Origin of the sequence: Mycolicibacterium novocastrense (assembly GCF_001570485.1) — a bacterium.
GTDB classification, from domain to species: Bacteria; Actinomycetota; Actinomycetes; order Mycobacteriales; family Mycobacteriaceae; genus Mycobacterium; species Mycobacterium novocastrense.
In genome coordinates this window covers 29,716-47,660 of the sequence record NZ_BCTA01000046.1, presented here as the reverse complement: position 1 = coordinate 47,660, position 17,945 = coordinate 29,716, and the positions used below count along the sequence as shown (strand labels likewise).

At 68.0% G+C, this 17,945-nt stretch carries 20 protein-coding genes; 8 read left to right on the top strand and 12 right to left on the bottom strand.

Features of this window, described 5'->3' with window-relative positions:
* The first annotated feature begins 202 nt into the window (after window positions 1-202).
* Window positions 203-1,054, top strand: coding sequence for an SDR family oxidoreductase (locus tag RMCN_RS18370; RefSeq protein WP_067392158.1), 852 nt, complete (start codon window positions 203-205; stop codon window positions 1,052-1,054).
* 75 nt (window positions 1,055-1,129) lie between these two features.
* Here the strand turns inward: RMCN_RS18370 and RMCN_RS18365 are convergent, their stop codons facing one another.
* From RMCN_RS18365 to RMCN_RS18340, 6 genes are read right to left on the bottom strand one after another with little or no spacing between them, the layout of a single operon-like run.
* Window positions 1,130-1,546 carry a hypothetical protein gene (locus tag RMCN_RS18365; RefSeq protein WP_067392155.1) on the bottom strand — a complete coding sequence of 139 codons (417 nt, stop codon included), beginning with the start codon at window positions 1,544-1,546 and terminating at the stop codon, window positions 1,130-1,132.
* Complete coding sequence (locus RMCN_RS18360) at window positions 1,547-2,773, bottom strand: O-succinylhomoserine sulfhydrylase (protein WP_067392152.1); 1,227 nt, start codon at window positions 2,771-2,773, stop codon at window positions 1,547-1,549. It abuts the gene before it with no gap.
* Window positions 2,770-3,189, bottom strand: coding sequence for a rhodanese-like domain-containing protein (locus RMCN_RS18355; RefSeq protein ID WP_067392149.1), 420 nt, complete (start codon window positions 3,187-3,189; stop codon window positions 2,770-2,772). Before RMCN_RS18355 ends, RMCN_RS18360 begins: the two co-directional genes overlap by 4 nt.
* Before the next feature lie 20 nt (window positions 3,190-3,209).
* The gene (locus RMCN_RS18350) at window positions 3,210-3,668 is read right to left on the bottom strand and encodes an Rv0361 family membrane protein (RefSeq protein ID WP_067392148.1); all 459 of its coding nucleotides are present in this window, start codon (window positions 3,666-3,668) and stop codon (window positions 3,210-3,212) included.
* 2 nt (window positions 3,669-3,670) lie between these two features.
* Window positions 3,671-4,924, bottom strand: coding sequence for a formate-dependent phosphoribosylglycinamide formyltransferase (gene purT / locus RMCN_RS18345; protein ID WP_067392146.1), 1,254 nt, complete (start codon window positions 4,922-4,924; stop codon window positions 3,671-3,673).
* 60 nt (window positions 4,925-4,984) lie between these two features.
* Window positions 4,985-5,470, bottom strand: a complete 486-nt coding sequence (locus RMCN_RS18340) for a MarR family winged helix-turn-helix transcriptional regulator (RefSeq protein WP_409366059.1) — start codon at window positions 5,468-5,470, stop codon at window positions 4,985-4,987.
* 69 nt (window positions 5,471-5,539) lie between these two features.
* Between RMCN_RS18340 and RMCN_RS18335 the strand changes: the two genes are divergently transcribed.
* The 3 genes from RMCN_RS18335 to RMCN_RS18325 are packed head-to-tail and all read left to right on the top strand — an operon-like array spanning window position 5,540 to window position 9,019.
* Window positions 5,540-7,558, top strand: a complete 2,019-nt coding sequence (locus RMCN_RS18335; RefSeq protein ID WP_067392143.1) for an MMPL family transporter — start codon at window positions 5,540-5,542, stop codon at window positions 7,556-7,558.
* A gap of 55 nt (window positions 7,559-7,613) precedes the next feature.
* Window positions 7,614-8,822: a cytochrome P450 gene (locus RMCN_RS18330; protein WP_067392140.1), complete on the top strand. Its 1,209-nt coding sequence runs from the start codon at window positions 7,614-7,616 to the stop codon at window positions 8,820-8,822.
* Window positions 8,823-8,827: 5 nt separating this feature from the next.
* On the top strand, window positions 8,828-9,019 hold the full coding sequence (locus RMCN_RS18325) for a ferredoxin (RefSeq protein WP_064348334.1): 192 nt from the start codon (window positions 8,828-8,830) through the stop codon (window positions 9,017-9,019).
* On the opposite strand, the gene RMCN_RS18320 is transcribed toward RMCN_RS18325, so the two are convergent.
* The 3 genes from RMCN_RS18320 to RMCN_RS18310 form a co-directional block, all read right to left on the bottom strand.
* Window positions 9,016-9,657 (bottom strand): hypothetical protein, encoded by a 642-nt coding sequence (locus tag RMCN_RS18320; protein WP_409366058.1) that lies wholly within the window; start codon window positions 9,655-9,657, stop codon window positions 9,016-9,018. The genes RMCN_RS18325 and RMCN_RS18320 overlap by 4 nt on opposite strands.
* Before the next feature lie 90 nt (window positions 9,658-9,747).
* On the bottom strand, window positions 9,748-10,380 hold the full coding sequence (locus RMCN_RS18315; protein ID WP_067392137.1) for a PaaI family thioesterase: 633 nt from the start codon (window positions 10,378-10,380) through the stop codon (window positions 9,748-9,750).
* Window positions 10,381-10,432: 52 nt separating this feature from the next.
* Window positions 10,433-11,728 carry an adenylosuccinate synthase gene (locus RMCN_RS18310; protein ID WP_067392134.1) on the bottom strand — a complete coding sequence of 432 codons (1,296 nt, stop codon included), beginning with the start codon at window positions 11,726-11,728 and terminating at the stop codon, window positions 10,433-10,435.
* Window positions 11,729-11,821: 93 nt separating this feature from the next.
* Between RMCN_RS18310 and RMCN_RS18305 the strand changes: the two genes are divergently transcribed.
* Window positions 11,822-12,421: a peptidase M50 gene (locus RMCN_RS18305; protein WP_067392131.1), complete on the top strand. Its 600-nt coding sequence runs from the start codon at window positions 11,822-11,824 to the stop codon at window positions 12,419-12,421.
* Here the strand turns inward: RMCN_RS18305 and RMCN_RS18300 are convergent.
* Window positions 12,354-13,724 carry a cytochrome P450 gene (locus RMCN_RS18300; protein WP_067392121.1) on the bottom strand — a complete coding sequence of 457 codons (1,371 nt, stop codon included), beginning with the start codon at window positions 13,722-13,724 and terminating at the stop codon, window positions 12,354-12,356. The genes RMCN_RS18305 and RMCN_RS18300 overlap by 68 nt on opposite strands.
* Window positions 13,725-13,757: 33 nt before the next feature.
* On the opposite strand from RMCN_RS18300, the gene RMCN_RS18295 reads away from it, so the two are divergent.
* Together RMCN_RS18295 and RMCN_RS18290 are read left to right on the top strand one after the other, a co-directional pair.
* Window positions 13,758-14,540 carry a site-2 protease family protein gene (locus tag RMCN_RS18295; protein ID WP_067392118.1) on the top strand — a complete coding sequence of 261 codons (783 nt, stop codon included), beginning with the start codon at window positions 13,758-13,760 and terminating at the stop codon, window positions 14,538-14,540.
* Window positions 14,541-14,608: 68 nt separating this feature from the next.
* Window positions 14,609-15,499, top strand: a complete 891-nt coding sequence (locus RMCN_RS18290) for a cation diffusion facilitator family transporter (protein ID WP_064416758.1) — start codon at window positions 14,609-14,611, stop codon at window positions 15,497-15,499.
* On the opposite strand, the gene RMCN_RS18285 is transcribed toward RMCN_RS18290, so the two are convergent.
* Window positions 15,500-15,916, bottom strand: coding sequence for a DUF3151 domain-containing protein (locus RMCN_RS18285; RefSeq protein WP_064348291.1), 417 nt, complete (start codon window positions 15,914-15,916; stop codon window positions 15,500-15,502). It abuts the gene before it with no gap.
* 115 nt (window positions 15,917-16,031) lie between these two features.
* Between RMCN_RS18285 and RMCN_RS18280 the strand changes: the two genes are divergently transcribed.
* Window positions 16,032-16,892, top strand: a complete 861-nt coding sequence (locus RMCN_RS18280) for an Rv0361 family membrane protein (protein WP_067392115.1) — start codon at window positions 16,032-16,034, stop codon at window positions 16,890-16,892.
* Here RMCN_RS18280 and fbaA read toward each other — a convergent pair whose 3' ends face one another.
* Entirely contained in the window at window positions 16,893-17,933 is a 1,041-nt protein-coding gene (gene fbaA / locus RMCN_RS18275) for a class II fructose-bisphosphate aldolase (protein ID WP_067392101.1), read from the bottom strand. It lies immediately after the preceding gene.
* Window positions 17,934-17,945 lie beyond the last annotated feature (12 nt).

Here is a 17,945-nt window from a genome sequence, read left to right as displayed (position 1 = left end):
ACAGCGCCGGTGGCCACCCATGGCCCAAGAAATACCGACACGACAACAACCCCAGCGACCAGTCACTGCCTCACTCACGAAAGATCGAGGCTAACTGTCAACGCCAACCGGGCCCATGCATTCCGGCACCGCACGCCGGCTCGACCTGATCCGGCGATCGCCACTTCCCGAACCAAACTTGACACGTGTAAAGTTTGGCCGCATGGACAACATCAGCGGCAAGACCATCGTGATCACCGGCGCCGCCCGCGGTATCGGTTTTGCGACCGCCAAGGCGCTGCTGGCGCGCGGTGCCCGTGTGGTGATCGGCGACCGCGACGTGGCGCTTCAGGAATCAGCCGTCGCCCAGTTGGGCAACCTGGGACAGGCGTCAGGCTATCCGCTCGACGTCACCGACCGCGAGTCGTTCGCGTCGTTCCTCGACAAGGCCCGCACCGAGGGCGGCGGACGCATCGACGTCCTGATCAACAACGCCGGCGTGATGCCCATCGGACCGTTCGTCGACGAGACCGAGCAGTCGATCCGGTCCACGCTCGAGGTCAACCTCTACGGCGTGATCACCGGCTGTCAGCTGGTACTGCCGGACATGATCGCGCGGCGCAGCGGACACATCATCAACATCGCCTCGCTGTCCGGGCTGATCCCGGTGCCGGGTCAGGTCGTGTACGTGGGCGCGAAGTTCGGCGTGGTGGGCTTGACCGCGGCGCTCGCCGACGAGGTCGCGCAACACAACGTCGACGTCTCGGTGATCATGCCGCCGTTCACCAACACCGAATTGATCTCGGGCACCAAGAGCAGCGGTGCGATCAAGCCGGTGGAACCCGAGGACATCGCCGCGGCGATCGTCAAGACACTCGACAAGCCGAAAACCCATGTCTCGGTGCCACCCCCGCTCCGCTTCACCGCTCAGGCCGCGCAGATGCTCGGCCCGCGCGGGCGCCGTTGGCTCAACAACAAGCTCGGACTGGACCGGGTGTTCCTCGACTTCGACACGACCGCCCGCAAGAAGTACGAGGACCGCGCGCGCACCGCGCAGGGCGTCGTCGAGGACTGACTCCTCTCCTGCCGAGCGCGCAGCCTTGCATCCAAGCGCAGCAGACCGTACAGGGGGTGAGCGCTCGGCGGGTTCTCAGATCGGGAACGTCGGTGCCGGGTCGCCCAACCGGTAGGCCTCGACGACGTCGAGGCACTCGAACAGCTCGTCGAAGTTGAACTGGTAGTCGTCGGCCGTGCCGACGAACACCACGTGCGCGACGTCCGCGGCGTCATCAGCGGTGAGCACGACGGTGGTGACGGACACCAGATCTTCGTCGGCCACCTCGGCCTGCGACGGTGGGTAGAACCACAGCGCGGACTCCTCGTCGGAGAGCTCGTCGTCGAACACCCAGCCGCGCTCGGTGATTCGTTCGTCGAAGGCCTCGAGCACCGCCGCCGTCGCGGTCTGTTCGGTCAGCGCGTCCATCACGGTGTCGGGGATCCAGCGCTCGTTGCGGGCGGCCTGCCGCTTGCGGCGGCGGGCCTTCTTCGCGTCGCTGCGCTTGGACACTTAGCGCAACGCCTGGTCGAGATCGTTGAGCAGGTCGTCGGTTCCCTCCAGGCCCACCGAGATTCGCACCACGCCGTCGCCCAATCCGATCGCGGCGCGGCCCTCCGGGCCCATCGCGCGGTGGGTGGTGGTCGCCGGGTGGGTGACCAACGACTTGGCATCACCGAGGTTGTTGGAGATGTCGACGATGCGCAGCTTGTCGAGCACCTCGAACGCGCGCTCCTTGCTGCCGCCTGCGACCTCGAACGTGACAACCGTTCCGCCGCCGGTCATCTGGCGCTTGGCCAGGTCGTACTGCGGGTGCGACTCGAGGAAGGGATAGCGCACCCAGCTCACCGCGGGGTGGTCCTGAAGGAACTCGGCGATCCGCTGCGCCGACGTGTTCTGGTAGTCCACCCGCACCGCGAGCGTCTCCAGTCCTTTGAGCAGTGTCCACGCGTTGAACGGGCTCAATGCGGGCCCGGTGTGGCGCATCAACTTCTGCACCGGCTCGTCGATGTACTGCTTGTCGCCGAGGATCGCACCGCCGAGCACACGGCCCTGTCCGTCGAGGTGTTTGGTCCCCGAGTAGACGACGACGTCCGCGCCGAGCGGGAAGCCCTGCTGCAGCATCGGCGTCGCGAACACGTTGTCCAGCACCACTTTTGCGCCCGCCGCGTGCGCGAGTTCAGAGACCGCGGCGATGTCCACCAGCGACTGCATCGGATTGGACGGGGTTTCGAAGAACACCGCCTGCGTGGGAACCGAGAGGGCCTCTTCCCACTGTGTGAGGTCGTCGCCATCGACGAACACCGTCTCCACACCCCACCGCGGCAGGATCTCGTTGCACACCACGAAGCACGAGCCGAACAGGCTGCGCGCGGCGACCAGCCGATCACCGGCGCCCAGCAGCGCCCCCAGCGATGTGAACACCGCCGCCATGCCCGTGGCGGTGGCGAAGCAGGCGGGTGCACCCTCGATCAGCCGCAGTCGCTCCTCGAACATCGAGATGGTCGGATTGCCGTAGCGCGAATACACATAGCGGTCGATCTCACCGGTGAACGCCTTCTCGGCGTCGGCGGCCGACGCGTACACATAGCCGGAGGTGAGGAACAGTCCCTCGGCGGTCTCCTCGAATTCCGATCGCAACAACCCGCCGCGCACGCCGATGGTCGCCTGGCTGACGCCCTCCGGCAATTCGGCGGGTATGCGGACGGACGGGACGGTTTCGTCGGGACCCGGACTCATGACTGCTTCCAGGGAAGTCCGACAGCCTTCCACCCGGTGCCGCCGCGGTGCCCGTCCTCGTCGAGGTGGCCCTCGAAGCCGTCGAGCACGTTGTAGGACGGCCCGATCCCGGCCTCAGTGGCGGCCTCGGCCGCGCCGATCGACCGGTTGCCGGAGCGACACAGAAAGACCACCGGCCCCACGTCGGAACCGGCGCCGCCGATCTCGCGCCGGAGGTCGGAGACGAACGCGTCGTTGTGCGTACCGTCGACGCGGTTCCACTCGATGAACACGACCTCGCGCTGCAGCGACGACAGGTCGGGTACGCCGACGAAGCGCCACTCGGCGTCGGTGCGGCAATCCACCAGCACCGCGTTGGGGGTGCCGGTCAGCAGCTTCCAAGCCTCTTCGGGCGTGATGTCTCCGGCGTAACTCACGGTCGTTGAGTGTCCCACAGCTACCTGGGACCGGGGGAACAGACCTTCCAGGCGTCGCCGTCGCGCACGAACGCCACCTCGACGGTCTTCTTGTCGTCGGGCGTCTTGTCGAAGTGGTAGGTCACCTTGGCGGTGGCGCGGTCACCGGCGACCGCGACCTCGGAGACGTCATCGACGAACCGCTCACCGCGCTGAGCAACGGAATCCCGCTGTGCGGCAAGAACTTGCGCCTCGGTGCCGGCTTGCTCCGGGCAGGTGTAGCCGCGGTAGTCGGAGTAGCTCTGCCGTTGCAGTGCGTCGTTCTGCCCGACCGCGGCCCGGGCCACCTGCTGGTCGACGGGCTCCTGCTCACCGCCGAACAGGTTCAGCAACCCGATTACGATCACGACGAGCACAAAGATTGTGAGCCCGATCAGAAACGGCGCCGCTGTGGGCCGGTCCCCGGGTGTGGCTCCGGATTCGGATTGGGATTCGGCCACCGCTACCAGAGCCTGCGCAGCGCGGCGGTGACGCGGCGTGCGCGGTCACGGGCCACGATCGGATCGGGTGCGGTCGCCAACGCCACCGCGAGCCGTCGCCTGTCCTCTGTCTCGTCGGGACGGTTGAACAAGGCGACGTCGCTCTCGGCCACGGCGAGCGCCTCGGCGAGCACCGCCTGCGGATCCTGCCCGCTCGCGGGCCTAGCCTCCGCGCCGGCGTAGACGATCTCCGCGGCGGCGGGCGAGATCATGATCGTGTCGACGGGCAGTCCCAGGATCGCGCGGGCGTGCAACTCGAACTCCGAGAGCCGCTGCGAGCGCAGCGTGACCAGGCCGCTGTCGTGCGTCCGCGGGCGCACATGGTCGAAGTACACCTCGTCGCCACGCACCAACAGTTCGACGCCGAACACGCCGCGACCGCCGAGCGAGTTCACGATGCGCGCGGCGATCGATTTCGCGGAATCCAGCGCGGTCGGCGTCAACCGCTGCGGCTGCCACGACTCGAGCACATCGCCGTCGGGCTGGCGGTGCCCGATCGGCTCACAGAAGTGCACCGCGGGTCCGGTCGGCCCGACGGTGCGAATCGTCAGCAGCGTGACCTCGAAATCGACCTCGACCACCGACTCGACCATCACGCGGTTGTGCGGTATCCGGCCCGCGGCGACCGCGCGCTGCCACGCGGGCTCGACGTCCTCGGCGCGCACCAGCACCGACTCGCCCTCACCCGCGGCCGAAGCGATCGGCTTGACCACCAACGGAAAACCGGCGTGCTGGGCGACGGCCCCGAGCTCCTCGGTCGATCCGGCGAACCAGAACGGCGCGGTGGGCAGGCCCAGCTCGTCGGCGGCCAAGCGGCGCAGGCCCTCCCGATCCAGCGACAGCCGGGTACTGCGCGGTGTCGGGAACACCTCGGCGACGCCGCGCTCGGCGACCGCGATCAACGCGTCGGCGGCGATGACACCGCCCTCGGCCACCACAAAGCGCGGATTCTCCTTCTCGATGAGCGCGGTCAGTTCCTCCGCGTCGTTCATCTTCGCGACGACCGGGCGGTCGGCCACACCGTGCGCCGGCGCGTCGGCGTAGCGGTCGACGGCGATGACCTCGGCGCCCAACCGCTGGAACGCCAGCGCCAGCTCCCGGCTCAGTTCGCCCGAACCGAGCAGCATCACCGATGAGGCGCCGGGGGTGCCGGCGACCGGTTCGGGGTCGGTCACCGGATCGCCGGGATCGACCGCCGTCTGCGGGGTATCAGTCATCGGGGCTCCAGCCTGCCAGACGTCGTCGCGGACCGGCCACCGCCGTCGGGCGGGCGTGCCTCAATTCGGGATGGCGGACTGCTCCAGCTGGCCGCGGAAATCGCGCATGGCGTCGATGAGCGCGGTGAACGTGCGATGGGCGGCGGCCAGCTCGTCATCTGACAAACCCGCCAACGCGGCGCGGGTGCGTTCACTGAGCGGGGTGAAAAACCCTCGGGCGACGTCCACTCCGTGATCTGCCACACGCAGGATCACCTTCCGGCGATCGCGAGGATCCGACTCCCGACGGAAGTGCCCGGAGGCGATCATCCGCTCGACCAGGTAGGTGATGGCCGCGGCCGACATGCCCATCCGCCTGCGCAGGTCCCCCGCCGTCAGCGGCACACCCTCTGTCTCGGCGACCATCACATGGAGCAGTGCACGAAAGTCGTTGGCCGCGACATCATGTCGGCTCGCGAAGAGCCTGCCGATCTCATCGGATTCGGCGTTCATCGCGCGCACGTCGGCGGCGATCGTCGCCTCCAGCGCGTCACGGTCCTCTGACACGCCGAAAGCATAGGCCCGGTCGGCCGGGATGGTTTGATTGTTAGTTAAGTTTTTGAAATATTCGTAGGCATGTCCCGCCGCATCTCCTGGATCCTCGCGGTGCTCGTGGTGCTCGTGTCGGGCGCCCTGATGGGCCTTGTCGGCAGCGACGACTCGAGCGCACGCTCACCGGTACCCGTGCCCGACTCCGCCGAGTCCGCGCGCGTCGACGCCCTGCGCGCCGAGTTCCCCGGTGGTGACCGCGTTCCCGCGATCGTCGTGATCACCCGTACCGACGGCGCGCCGCTGAGCCCCGCCGACGTCGACGCCGTCAAACAGAAATGGCCCGCAACCCAGCTCTCCGAGGACGGCGCAGCCGGTCTGGCCGTGGTGCCGATGGACGCCGACCTCTCCGGGTTCGACCTGACCGACGCGGTCGAGAAGGTGCGCGCGGAGGCCGCCGAGGGGTTGCCCGCCGACCTGCGCAGCGAGGTCACCGGCGGTCCGGCGTTCGGCGCCGACATCGCGAACTCGTTCTCCGGCGCAAACTTCACGCTGCTCGCGGTCACCGCAACGGTGGTCGCACTGCTGCTGATCATCACCTACCGCTCGCCAGTGCTGTGGCTGGTGCCGCTGGCGGTGATCGGATTCGCCGACCGGGTGGCCGCCGTGCTCGGCACCGCCGTGGCCCAGGCGGCCGGCATGAGCCCGGACGGTTCGACCTCGGGCATCACCAGCGTGCTCGTGTTCGGCGCCGGTACCAACTATGCGCTGCTGCTCATCTCGCGGTACCGGGAAGAACTGGGCCGCACCGAGAACCATCACGACGCACTGGACACCGCGGTGCGACGGGCCGCGCCGGCGATCATCGCCAGCAATGCGACGGTGGTGCTGGCGCTGCTCACACTGGTGTTCGCGTCGTCGCCGAGCGTTCGCAGCCTTGGAGTGCAGGCCGCAGCGGGCCTGATCGTCGCCGCGGTGTTCGTGCTGCTGGTGTTGCCGCCGCTGCTCGGCCTGTTCGGCAAGCGCTTGTTCTGGCCGTTCATCCCCAAGATCGGCGACCGGGCGCTCACCGACAGCGGCATCTGGCACCGCATCGCCGAGGCGGTGGCCCGCAGGCCCGGTTCCGTCGCGACGATCTCGATCGGCGGTCTGGCGGTGCTGTGCATCGGGTTGGTCGCCACCCCGATCGGGCTGTCGCAGACCGAACAGTTCCGGGTGCAGGCCGAGTCGGTCAGCGGATACTCGCGGTTGGCCGACCACTTCCCGAGCGGCCTGACCGACCCCAACCGCGTCATCGCGTCCACCGACCGCGCCGCCGACGTGCAGCGTGCGATCACCGAGACGCCGGGCGTGGTGTCGGCCGACCCCGCGGGGCAGACCCCCTCGGGTCTGACGCAGTGGTCGGTGGTCCTCGACGCCGAACCCGCCTCCGATGAGGCCTTCGAAACCGTTGACGCGCTGCGTGATTCGGTGCGATCCGCCGATCCGGAGGCGTTGGTCGGCGGTTCCGACGCCACCGCCCGCGACGCCAGCGCCGCCGCGTCGCGCGACCGGGCGGTCGTGGTACCGGCCATCCTCGTCGTGGTGCTCGCGGTGCTGTACGTGTTGCTGCGCGCCGCGCTGGCGCCGCTGATCCTGGTGGCGGTCACGGTGTTGAGCGCGTTGGCCGCTCTGGGCCTCGGCGGCTGGGCCAGCGTGCACGTGTTCGGCTTTCCCGCCCTCGACAACACCACACCGCTGTTCGCGTTCCTGTTCCTCGTCGCGCTCGGGGTGGACTACACCATCTTCCTGGTCAGCCGCGCGCGTGAGGAGACGCCGGAACACGGAACGCGCGGCGGGATCGTGCGCGCCGTGTCCGCGACCGGAGCGGTGATCACCAGCGCGGGCATCGTGTTGGCCTCGGTGTTCTGCGTGCTCGGTGTGCTGCCGTTGATCGTGCTCACCCAGATCGGCATCATCGTCGGCCTCGGCATCCTGCTCGACACGTTCATCGTGCGCACCGTGATCATCCCGGCGCTGTTCACGCTCATCGGGCCGCGGATCTGGTGGCCGGCACTCCAGGGCCGCGACGCCGAGAGGGACGTTTCGGTCGATCAGCGCGAGTAGAAGCGACGAAAGCGTCGATCTCGAGGAGTTCGCGCTACGCGGGTAGCGTCGGGTCATGACGCAAGCACCGGAGCTGCCGCCTCTGCACATGCGTCGCGACGCGTTGGACCCGACCCCCGCGCTGGCCGAGATCCGCGACACCACCGGCGTCCGCACGGTAGTCAACAGCTTCGGTATGACGGTGTATCTCATCACCCGCCACGACGATGTGAAGCTGGTGCTGTCCGATCACGAGAGATTCTCCAACGGCCGTCCCCCGGGATTCGTCGTCGCCGGCGCGCCGACGCTGTCGGAGGAGGAGCTCGCGAGTGCCCGCGCCGGCAACCTGCTCGGCCTGGACCCGCCGGAGCACCAGCGGCTGCGCCGCATGCTCACCCCGGAGTTCACGATCCGCCGGATCAAACGGCTCGAGCCCCGCATCGTCGAGATCGTCCAGAACCACCTGGACATGATGGAAAACGCCGGTGCCCCCGTCGATCTCGTCGAGCACTTCGCACTGCCGATCCCGTCGCTGGTCATCTGCGAGCTGCTCGGGGTGCCCTATGAGGACCGCGACGACTTCCAGCACCGCAGCGCGCGCCAGCTCGACCTGTCGCTGCCGTTCACCGAGCGGCTGGAGCTGCAGCGGGCGGGGCGGGCGTACATGCGGTCGCTGGTCGAACGCGCCCGCCGACACCCCGGCGAGGACATCCTCGGCATGCTGGTGCGCGAACACGGCATCGAGCTCACCGACGACGAACTGGTCGGCATCGCCGGGCTGCTGCTTCTGGCCGGCCATGAGACCACCTCGAACATGCTCGGCCTGGGCACGTTGGCCCTGCTACGCCATCCCGATCAGCTCGCCGTCGTCCGCGACGATCCCGACGCCGTCGGACCCGCGGTCGAGGAGCTGCTGCGGTGGTTGTCCATCGTGCACACCGCGATACCGCGCATCACCACCACCGACGTCGAGATCGCGGGTGTGGCGATCCCGGCCGGGCAGCTGGTGTTCGCGTCGCTGCCGTCGGGTAACCGCGATCCCGCATTCATCGACGCCCCGGACGTGCTCGACATCGGCCGCGGCGCCGCCGGGCATCTCGCGTTCGGTCACGGCGTGCACCACTGCCTCGGGGCTCCGCTGGCACGGATGGAGATGCGCATCGCGTTTCCCGCTCTGCTGCAACGTTTCCCGGCCCTGCGGCTGGCCGAGGATTTCGCCGATGTGCAGTTCCGGTCGTTCCACTTCATCTACGGTCTCAAGTCGCTGTCAGTGGATTGGAGGTGACGAATGTGAAGGTGCATGCCGACCGCGACGTCTGCATCCAGGCCGGCAACTGCGTGATGTCGGCCGACGCCGTTTTCGACCAGGACGACGACGGCATCGTCGTGGTGCTGGTGGATGAGGTGCCCGACGATGAGCTCGACCACGCCCGCGAGGCTGTGAAGCTTTGTCCGGCACAGGCTTTGCGGCTTGTCGACTAGCCGGGGCCGGGTCGGTGCGCGAGCAGTTGCACGCTGACCACTGCAACCCACGCGGGGAAGATCAGCACCGACCACATGCTGAGGTCGGCGGCCAGCAGTACCGCGATCGCCACCACGTAGGTGGCGATGCCCAACCACCGCGGCATCAGTCGCGTCTTCACCCAGATCGTGGCCAGCGAGATCATGAACACCGCCGCCATCCGCAGCGCGTAGGTCTTCGAGATCGTCAACAGCGTCATCTGTCCGAACGCGGCGACATCGGGATGCGCTGCTGCGCCGCTGCGTTCGAGTCCCACCCCCACGGCGACGGCGGCGAACATCATCGCCAAGAACAGCAGGCCGCTTCCGAGGAAGACGGTCGCGAAGAACTTGTCCTCGTACCGGCCCATACCGTCCCGCAGCACACCCATGAACCAGAGGAACGCGATCCCCGCGAACGGCATGAGGATCGCCGCGATCCTCATGTTGACGCTGTGCTCGCGCATCCACTGCGAACCCGGCTCGCCATCCTCGGGTAGGGCGATGCGGATCAGCACGAGCGCCGCTGCGAACAGCAGCGCGAACGCGACACCGGCCAGGGCGGCCGAGCGGGGCGCGGTCAGGCTTCGGGGCCGCTGACTGGTTCGGTCGCTTGTCACGTCCGTGATCGTGACATCGGGTGCTCGAAGGTGCGGGCGGATCGCCGATTCTCGCTGGTTACGGTTCGTCAGCAGTTCCGGCGCGTCAGTTCACGGCTGCCCGGCCAGCAGCTGGATCATCAACCCGTTCGCCTCGGCGAGCAGGTTGTCGTCGGGGTCGCGCAGCTCGGCGTTGACGAACGCCTTGCGGCCCTGCGCTTCCCGCAGCCAGCCGCGCGCGGTCAAGTCGGTGTCGATCGGGGTCACCTTGCGGTAGTCGACGTGCAGGAAGCCGGTGCGGCTGATCGGGCGCCCGACGGCGTGGATCACCATGCCGAACACCGAGTCGAACAACAGCGGCAGCACGCCGCCGTGCACCGCGGAGTTGCCTCCGACGTGGTATCGGCTGAACCGGACCTTGAGCGTGACCCCGGCCGGGTCGAGCTCGACCTCCCGGTACGGCGGCATGAGCAGGCTGCCCGCACCAGGCAGCGACGGCACCCGGTTGGCCGGGCCGACGCCCTCGGCGGCGCGGAAGGGGTCGAGCAGTGCCACCAGGGCCTCGGCCTGGTCGGCAGCTCGCTCCCAGGTGTCGCTGTCGGGGTCGGCCGACACCGCGAGATCTTGGGCGCGACGCATCGCCGCCAGGAAGCGGCCGAATCCCGGGCCGGGTTCGGCACGTTGATAGTTCGGGAATCCGCCGTGCCTGTCGTAGTCGGGATCTTCGAGGTGCGGATCGCTCATAGCGGTCGGTTCTTCGCGCAAGCGTCCCCCGCAAGCGGGCGGTACCCCCACATCACGGCTGCGCCAGGATATCGCGGCGCACAATCGTCTGGTCTCGGCCGGGACCGACGCCGATGCACGAAACATGGGCTCCGGCAAGCTCTTCCACCCGCAGCACGTAATCTCGCGCCTTTGCCGGCAGGTCGTCGAACTCGCGCGCCCCGGAGATGTCCTCCCACCAGCCGGGCAGCTCTTCGTAGATCGGCTCGGCAAGCGCGATCTCGGACTGGGTCATCGGCATGTCGTCAAGACGCCGGCCGTGCACCCGATACCCGACACACACCGGCACGGTCTCGAGGCTGGACAGCACGTCGAGTTTGGTGAGGAAGTAGTCGGTGATGCCGTTGACCCTGGTGGCATAGCGGGCGATGACGGCGTCGAACCAACCGCACCTGCGTCGCCTGCCGGTCGTCACGCCGAACTCGCCGCCGGTCTTGGACAGGTACTCGCCCTTGTCGTCGAACAGCTCGGTGGGAAACGGACCCGAGCCGACGCGCGTCGTGTAGGCCTTGAGGATTCCGAGCACCGTGGTGATCCGCGTCGGCCCGATCCCCGACCCCACCGCGGCGCCACCCGCCGTCGGATTCGACGACGTCACATAGGGATACGTGCCGTGGTCCACGTCGAGCAGAGTTCCCTGGGAGCCCTCCAACAGCACCGTCTCGCCCTTCTCCAGCGCCGTGTTGAGCAGGTACCGGGCATCGGCGATGCGGTGCTTGAAACCCTCGGCCTGGTCGAGCAGGCTGTCGACCACCTCGGCGGCGTCGAGCGCCTTGCGGTTGTAGATCTTGACCAGCACCTGGTTCTTGAATTCCAGTGCGGCCCCGATCTTCTCGGACAGCAACACGGGGTCGAGCACGTCGGCCATACGGATGCCGATCCGGGCGATCTTGTCCTGGTAGCAGGGGCCGATACCGCGGCCGGTGGTGCCGATCTTCTTGCTGCCCGCATACCGCTCGACGACCTTGTCGATCGCGACGTGATAGGGCATCAACAGGTGCGCGTCCGCGGAGATCAGCAGCCGCTCGGTGTCCACGCCCCGATCGACGAGTCCCTGCAGCTCGGTGAGCAGCACCCCCGGATCGACCACCACGCCGTTGCCGATGACGTTGGTCACCCCCGGGGTGAGAATCCCCGACGGAATCAGGTGGAGGGCGAAGTTCTCACCCGTCGGCAGCACGACGGTGTGGCCGGCGTTGTTGCCGCCCTGATACCGCACCACCCACTGGACGCGTCCACCGAGCAGGTCGGTGGCCTTACCCTTGCCCTCGTCGCCCCATTGCGCGCCGATGAGCACGATTGCCGGCATGACTTGGTCCTCGCAATTCCGGCTACTCTTGCACCCAAAACCTTGTTGCAGCCGGTGAGACACCCTATCCCAGCAACTTGCGAGGAGCCGAACTTGAGCACCGCTGACGTCGTGGTGTTGCGGTTCGGCCGACATCGGATACCGTCCGCGCTGCGCGGACTCCCGGTTGCCGAGACACCGGACATCCCCTGCCGTCGCCTGGTCGTCGTCGGCTCCGAGGCCGATGTGGCCACGGTGCTGACCCGGCTGCTGCGCACCGATCGACTCGGTGTCGAGGTCGCCCACGTGCGGCGGCCATGGCACGCGCGCAGAGCACTACGCGGGCGCGCCACCCGGGTGCCGCTCATCCGCGACGACCGGGGAACGGCGCTGGTCGGCGCCGCGTTCTGGCTCGGTGAGAGCGGGCTCGAGAAGGGTTCGCCGCCCGTCGAATTGATCGGTGAGGCGGTGGTCGACGACGAGGTGCTCTTCGACGGAGCAGCGACCGGGGTGCGCATCGAGCCGACACCGACGATGCCGGGTCTGCGCGCCAGCGTGCTGTCGCGTCACATGCGGCCGCAACGGTGGGTGAGCGGACGAGCGGCCCAACTCGGCACCACCGGCGCCGTCGTGGTCCGCGACGGCGTCACGGCCCCCCGTCCGGTGAAGCGCTCGACGTTCTACCGGCACACCGAAGGCTGGCTGCGGGTGTGAACCGCACCATCGTGCCCTCGCGCGGAACCACGACCGGCGCGGCCCGCAGCGGCGCGGTCTCCCGCCGCGTGTTGACCGGTTCGAGATCGCCCTCACGGAGGATGGTGTGCAGTGTCGTGGTCAGCTCGCACATCGAGAAGCTGGCGCCGATACACCGTTTGAGACCCCCACCGAACGGGACCCAGGCGTAGGGATGCGGCCGGCTGTCAAGGAACCGCTCGGGCCGGAACTCGGCCGGTGCGGGATAGGTGACGGGATCTCGGTTGATGACATCGAGCAGCAGCACGATGCGAGTCCCCGGATCCAGGATGTAGTCACCAAGCCGGTAGCGCCCGGTGGTCATCCGGCCGGTGATCGGCGCGGCCGGCCACAGCCGCAACGTTTCGGAGATGGCGGCTTCGGTGTACCGGGTGTCGCCGGACCGGCTTTCGGCACGCACCCTCGCCAACGTGTCGGGGTGGTGCAGCAGCAGGTCGACCAGCCACGCCAACGTCGTCGCGGTGGTTTCGTGACCTGCGAGCACCAAGGTGATGAGGTCGGCTCGAATCTCGGCCTCCGACAGGCGGTCACCGTCGTCGGTCCGAGCGTTGGCGAGCATGCTGAGGATGTCAGTGCGCTCGGCCGAGGAAGGATCGGAACGGCGTTCGGCGATCAACGGCAGCACCAACTCGTCGATCCTGCAGTTGACCTCGGACAGCTTGCCCCACCGGCGCAGTGCTCCCACGCGCCGCAGCGCATATCGCACAGGTGTCTCCTCGGACAGCGCCAAGTCGAGCAATTCCTCGAACGGCTTACCGAACCGAGTCACCGATTCTGGGTCACCGATCCCGAAGACGACCCGCACGATCACGTCCAGGGTGAGCTCACGGGCGGCATCGAGCATGCGCATCGAGCGCCCGACGGGCCAGGTTGCCATCGCCGACCGCGTCGCCGATTCGATGATCGGCACGTAGCTGGTGAGCGTCTGGCCGTGTAGCGGCGGGGTGAGCAACCGACGCCTGCGCAAATGCTCGGGCTCTTCCTGGACGAACATGGATCGTGGACCGTAGATCGCCGCAGCCGGACCCACCCCTTCGCCGCCCAGCAGGATGTCGGGCTGCTCGGTGAACACCTGCTTGGCCAGCGTCGCATCTGCGACGGCGACCACCTTTCCGAAACCCAGAACGGGCAGTTCCACCACGGGGCCGTAACGCTGTATCAGCTGGTGCACGAGCTGCTGGCCGCCCAGTCCGAAGGCCGCGGCATACAAACCCCCGAAAACCGGGGAGAAGGGTTTGGGCGCAGGCAGCCTTGGCGGTCGCATGCTCGACTGTCTCACAGCCGGTAGCTTCGACCCGTGAGCGTTCGACCGCTGCACCAGTCGGTGCGGCCCAGCCCCGTCTTCCTCGCGATCGTGGCGGCCACCGTGGCCGGCGGCGTGGTGGCATGGGTGTGCGCGACGGAGATCTCGCGACCGCTGGCCTATGTCGGGGTGTTCACGTTCGTGATCGCGGGCTGGTTGGTGTCGCTGTGCGTGCACGAGTTCGCCCACGCCTACACCGCATGGCGGTTCGGTGACCGCGACGTCGCGGGACGCGGCTATCTCACGCTCAACCCGCTGAAGTACTCCAACCCGCTGTTGTCGATCGGGCTGCCGGTCGCGATCATCGCGATCGGCGGTATCGGCCTGCCCGGCGGGGCGGTGTATGTCCACACCGGCTGGATGACCAAGCGTCAGCGCACCTTGGTCAGCCTTGCCGGACCGTCCACCAACCTGGTGTTCGCGGCCCTGCTGCTGGTGCTGACGAGCGCGCTCTACGACCCCGCACACGGCGTGTTCTGGTCGGGTATGGCGTTCCTGGGTTTTCTCCAGGTGACGGCGTTCGTGCTCAACATGCTCCCGGTCCCCGGGTTGGACGGGTACGGCGCGCTCGAGCCGCACCTGAGCCCGCAGACCCAACGAGCGGTGGCCCCTGCCAAACAGTGGGGCCTGCTGGTCCTGCTGCTACTGCTCTTCACCCCGGGACTCAACACCTGGTTCTGGCAGCTGGTGCTGTGGTTCTTCGACTTCACGGGCGTGCCGCGCCCGCTGGTGTGGCTGGGCAGTGATCTGACCCGGTTCTGGTCGGCCTGGTTCTGATCCGCCCCGGCGGGCCCGCAGCGGCCACGTCCTTGCAACATATGCGGATTTGCGCATATATTGCTGCCATGGGTGCCGGTCACGATCACAGCAGAGGCGACACCCGAGTCAGCCGGATGGTGATCGCGGCGGCGATCCTGACCGCCTTTTTCGTGATCGAGCTCGTCACGGCCCTGCTGATCAACTCCATCGCCTTGTTGGCGGATGCCGGCCACATGCTGACCGATCTGGTCGCGATGTTCATGGGCCTGACCGCGGTGCTGCTCGCCCGCAAGGGCAGCACCTCCCCGGCCCGCACATACGGCTGGCACCGCGCCGAGGTGTTCACCGCCGTGGCCAACGCGGTGCTGCTGCTCGGCGTCGCGGCATTCATCCTGATCGAGGCGATCGAGCGGATCGGGGACGCGCCCGAGGTGCCCGGTGTCCCGTTGATCGTCGTGGCGCTGGCGGGGCTGGTGGCCAACGCCGTCGTCGTGCTGCTGCTGCGTTCCCACTCCGAGACGAGCCTGGCCGTCAAGGGCGCCTACATGGAGGTCGTCGCCGACACGGTCGGCAGCATCGGCGTGTTGATCGCGGGCATCGTCACGGTCACGACGGGCTGGCCCTACGCAGACGTCGTCGTCGCGGTGTTCGTCGCGCTGTGGGTGTTGCCGAGGGCGTTCTCACTGGCGCGGGCGGCCCTGCGGATCCTGTCGGAATCGTCACCCGCTCACATCGACGTCGAGGAGTTGCGGACCGCGCTGTGCGCGGTCGAGGGCGTGACCGACGTGCACGATCTGCACGTGTGGACGCTGGTGCCCGGCAAGGACATGGTCACCGCGCACCTGACCAGCAACCGGGATTCGGCGCTGGTGCTCGACGATGCGCGCGCCGTGCTGACCGAACGCGGTTTGGATCACGCAACGGTTCAGGTGGAACCGGGCGACGGCGCCGGGGACTGCAACTGCGAAGCGGAGTAGTCAGGCCAGCCCGAGTTCGGCCCGCGCCGACGGATCACAGTCGTCGAGCAGGTCCAGGCAGCGCTGGTTTTCGTCGGTCTCCCCGATAGCGTCGGCCGCCCGCGCCAGGGCCGCGACACAGCGCAGGAATCCGCGGTTGGGCTCGTGACGGAAGGGCACGGGCCCGAAGCCCTTCCAGCCGTTGCGGCGCAACTGATCCAGCCCGCGGTGATAGCCGGTCCGCGCGTAGGCGTAGGCGGTGATCGCCCTGTCGTCGGCGAGCGCATCCTCGGCCAGCGTCGCCCACGCGACCGATGCTGAGGGATGCGCGGCCGCCACGATCGCGGGCTTCTCCCCCGCGGCGAGTTCGGCTTCGGCGTCGCTGTCGCCGGGCAGCAGTACCGGATCCGGCCCCAGGAGATCACCCATGCCTGTCATGGCCCCCATTGTGCCGTGTGCGCCAGCGCCGCCGTCACCGCACGGGTCTGAGCGCGCACTGGCCGGCGGTAGCTAAGCTTCGGCCGTAGCGTCGTAAGGGAGGACCGCAGCAGGCATGTCGAATCCATCAGGGCCTGACCAGCCGGAAGACGGTCCGGAAGGGTCGGACGCCTCAGAGGTTCCCGCCTCCGAGAACCCCGAAGCGGCCACAAACGACGACCCTTCAGCAACGGAAGAGACCCCGGAGGGGGCCGAACCGGCCACCGAGGTGATCGAACCGCACGGCGATCATGAGCCCGCGACCGAGGTGATGTCGACCGCCCAACCGCACGCCGAGTCGGCCCCGGGCGCCGACCAGGGCGAGCGTCGATTCACCGCGCCGTCCGGGTTCGATGCGGGCACGACGCAGCGGATCGACACCCCCGCCGAGCCGGCCACCGAGGTGTTCTCCTCTCCCGGTGCCCCCGGACAGCACAAACCCGTTGCCCCGCAGGTCATTCCGCCGCGTGGTGACGCTCCCGGGCCGCCGCGGCAGCGCCGCAGCTGGGGGTGGGTGGTGGCCGTGGTGCTGGTCATCGCCGCGCTGGTGGCCATCGCGGTGCTGGGCACCGTGTTGTTGACCCGGGACTCGGGGCCCCGGGTGTCTCAGGAGGAGATGGTCCGCAACACCATCGAGGAGTTCGACACCGCGATCCAGAACGGCGATCTGGCCAAACTGCGCAGCATCACCTGCGGCGCCAAGCGCGACAGCTACGTCCGATACGACGACAAGACCTGGGCGGAGATCCACGAACGGGTCGCCGCCGCCAAGCAGTATCCGGTGGTCGCCAGCATCGACCAGGTGGTGATCAACGGCGACCACGCCGAGGCGAACGTCACCGCGTTCATGGCCTACGCCCCCCAGACCCGGTCGACCCGCAGCTTCGATCTGGAGTTCCGCGACGAGCAGTGGAAGATCTGCCAGGCGCCCCAGTGACTACCGGCCCGCGGTGACCGAACGGCCCGCGCTGTGCAGATCGCGGCACGCCTCGACGACGCGTTCACTCATCGAGGCCTCCGCCTTCTTCAGGTAGCTGCGCGGATCGTAGGCCTTCTTGTCCCCCACCTCGCCATCGACCTTGAGCACGCCGTCGTATTTGGTGAACATGTGCGCGGCCACCGGCCGCGTGAAGGCGTACTGGGTGTCGGTGTCGACGTTCATCTTCACGACGCCGTAGCGCAACGCGTCCTCGATCTCGGATTTCAGCGAGCCCGAGCCGCCGTGGAAGACGAAGTCGAAAGGCTTTGCATCCGAGGATAATCCGAGTTTGGCCGCGGCGACCTTCTGCCCCTGATCGAGGATTTCGGGCCGCAGTTTGACGTTGCCCGGCTTGTACACGCCGTGCACATTGCCGAACGTGGCGGCCAGCAGGTACCTGCCGTGTTCGCCCGCGCCGAGCGCCTCGACGGTCTTCTCGAAATCCTCGGCGGTGGTGTAGAGCTTGTCGTTGATCTCGTTGGCGACGCCGTCCTCCTCGCCGCCGACCACGCCGATCTCGATCTCCAGCACGATTCTCGCCGCGGCGGCGTCCTTGAGCAGTTCGCGTGCGATGACGAGGTTTTCGTCGAGCGGTACCGCCGAGCCGTCCCACATGTGCGATTGGAACAACGGAGGCTTACCCTCGGAGACCCGTTGCTGCGAGAGGGCGAGCAACGGTCGCACGTAGGTGTCGAGCTTGTCCTTCGGACAGTGGTCGGTGTGCAACGCCACCGTGATCGGGTACCTGGCGGCGATGATGTGAGCGAACTCGGCGAGGGCGACTGCACCGGTGACCATGTCCTTGACCCCGAGGCCCGACGCGAATTCAGCTCCGCCGGTGGAGAATTGGATGATCCCGTCACTACCGGCGTCGGCGAAACCCTTGATGGCGGCGTTGACGGATTCCGACGACGTGCAGTTGATGGCCGGAAACGCGTAACCGTGCTCCTTGGCCCGGTCGAGCATCTGCGCGTACACCTCGGGCGTTGCGATGGGCATGGGTCGTCCTCT

Bases quoted from the DNA above. Each gene is read 5' to 3' on its own strand.
- RMCN_RS18290 (WP_064416758.1), top strand. From the start codon at position 14,609: ATGGGTGCCGGTCACGATCACAGCAGAGGCGACACCCGAGTCAGCCGG.
- RMCN_RS18370 (WP_067392158.1), top strand. From the start codon at position 203: ATGGACAACATCAGCGGCAAGACCATCGTGATCACCGGCGCCGCCCGC.
- RMCN_RS18310 (WP_067392134.1), bottom strand. From the start codon at position 11,728: ATGCCGGCAATCGTGCTCATCGGCGCGCAATGGGGCGACGAGGGCAAG.
- purT (WP_067392146.1), bottom strand. From the start codon at position 4,924: ATGACTGATACCCCGCAGACGGCGGTCGATCCCGGCGATCCGGTGACC.
- RMCN_RS18360 (WP_067392152.1), bottom strand. From the start codon at position 2,773: ATGAGTCCGGGTCCCGACGAAACCGTCCCGTCCGTCCGCATACCCGCC.
- RMCN_RS18280 (WP_067392115.1), top strand. From the start codon at position 16,032: ATGTCGAATCCATCAGGGCCTGACCAGCCGGAAGACGGTCCGGAAGGG.
- RMCN_RS18330 (WP_067392140.1), top strand. From the start codon at position 7,614: ATGACGCAAGCACCGGAGCTGCCGCCTCTGCACATGCGTCGCGACGCG.
- fbaA (WP_067392101.1), bottom strand. From the start codon at position 17,933: ATGCCCATCGCAACGCCCGAGGTGTACGCGCAGATGCTCGACCGGGCC.
- RMCN_RS18285 (WP_064348291.1), bottom strand. From the start codon at position 15,916: ATGACAGGCATGGGTGATCTCCTGGGGCCGGATCCGGTACTGCTGCCC.
- RMCN_RS18335 (WP_067392143.1), top strand. From the start codon at position 5,540: ATGTCCCGCCGCATCTCCTGGATCCTCGCGGTGCTCGTGGTGCTCGTG.
- RMCN_RS18315 (WP_067392137.1), bottom strand. From the start codon at position 10,380: ATGAGCGATCCGCACCTCGAAGATCCCGACTACGACAGGCACGGCGGA.
- RMCN_RS18300 (WP_067392121.1), bottom strand. From the start codon at position 13,724: ATGCGACCGCCAAGGCTGCCTGCGCCCAAACCCTTCTCCCCGGTTTTC.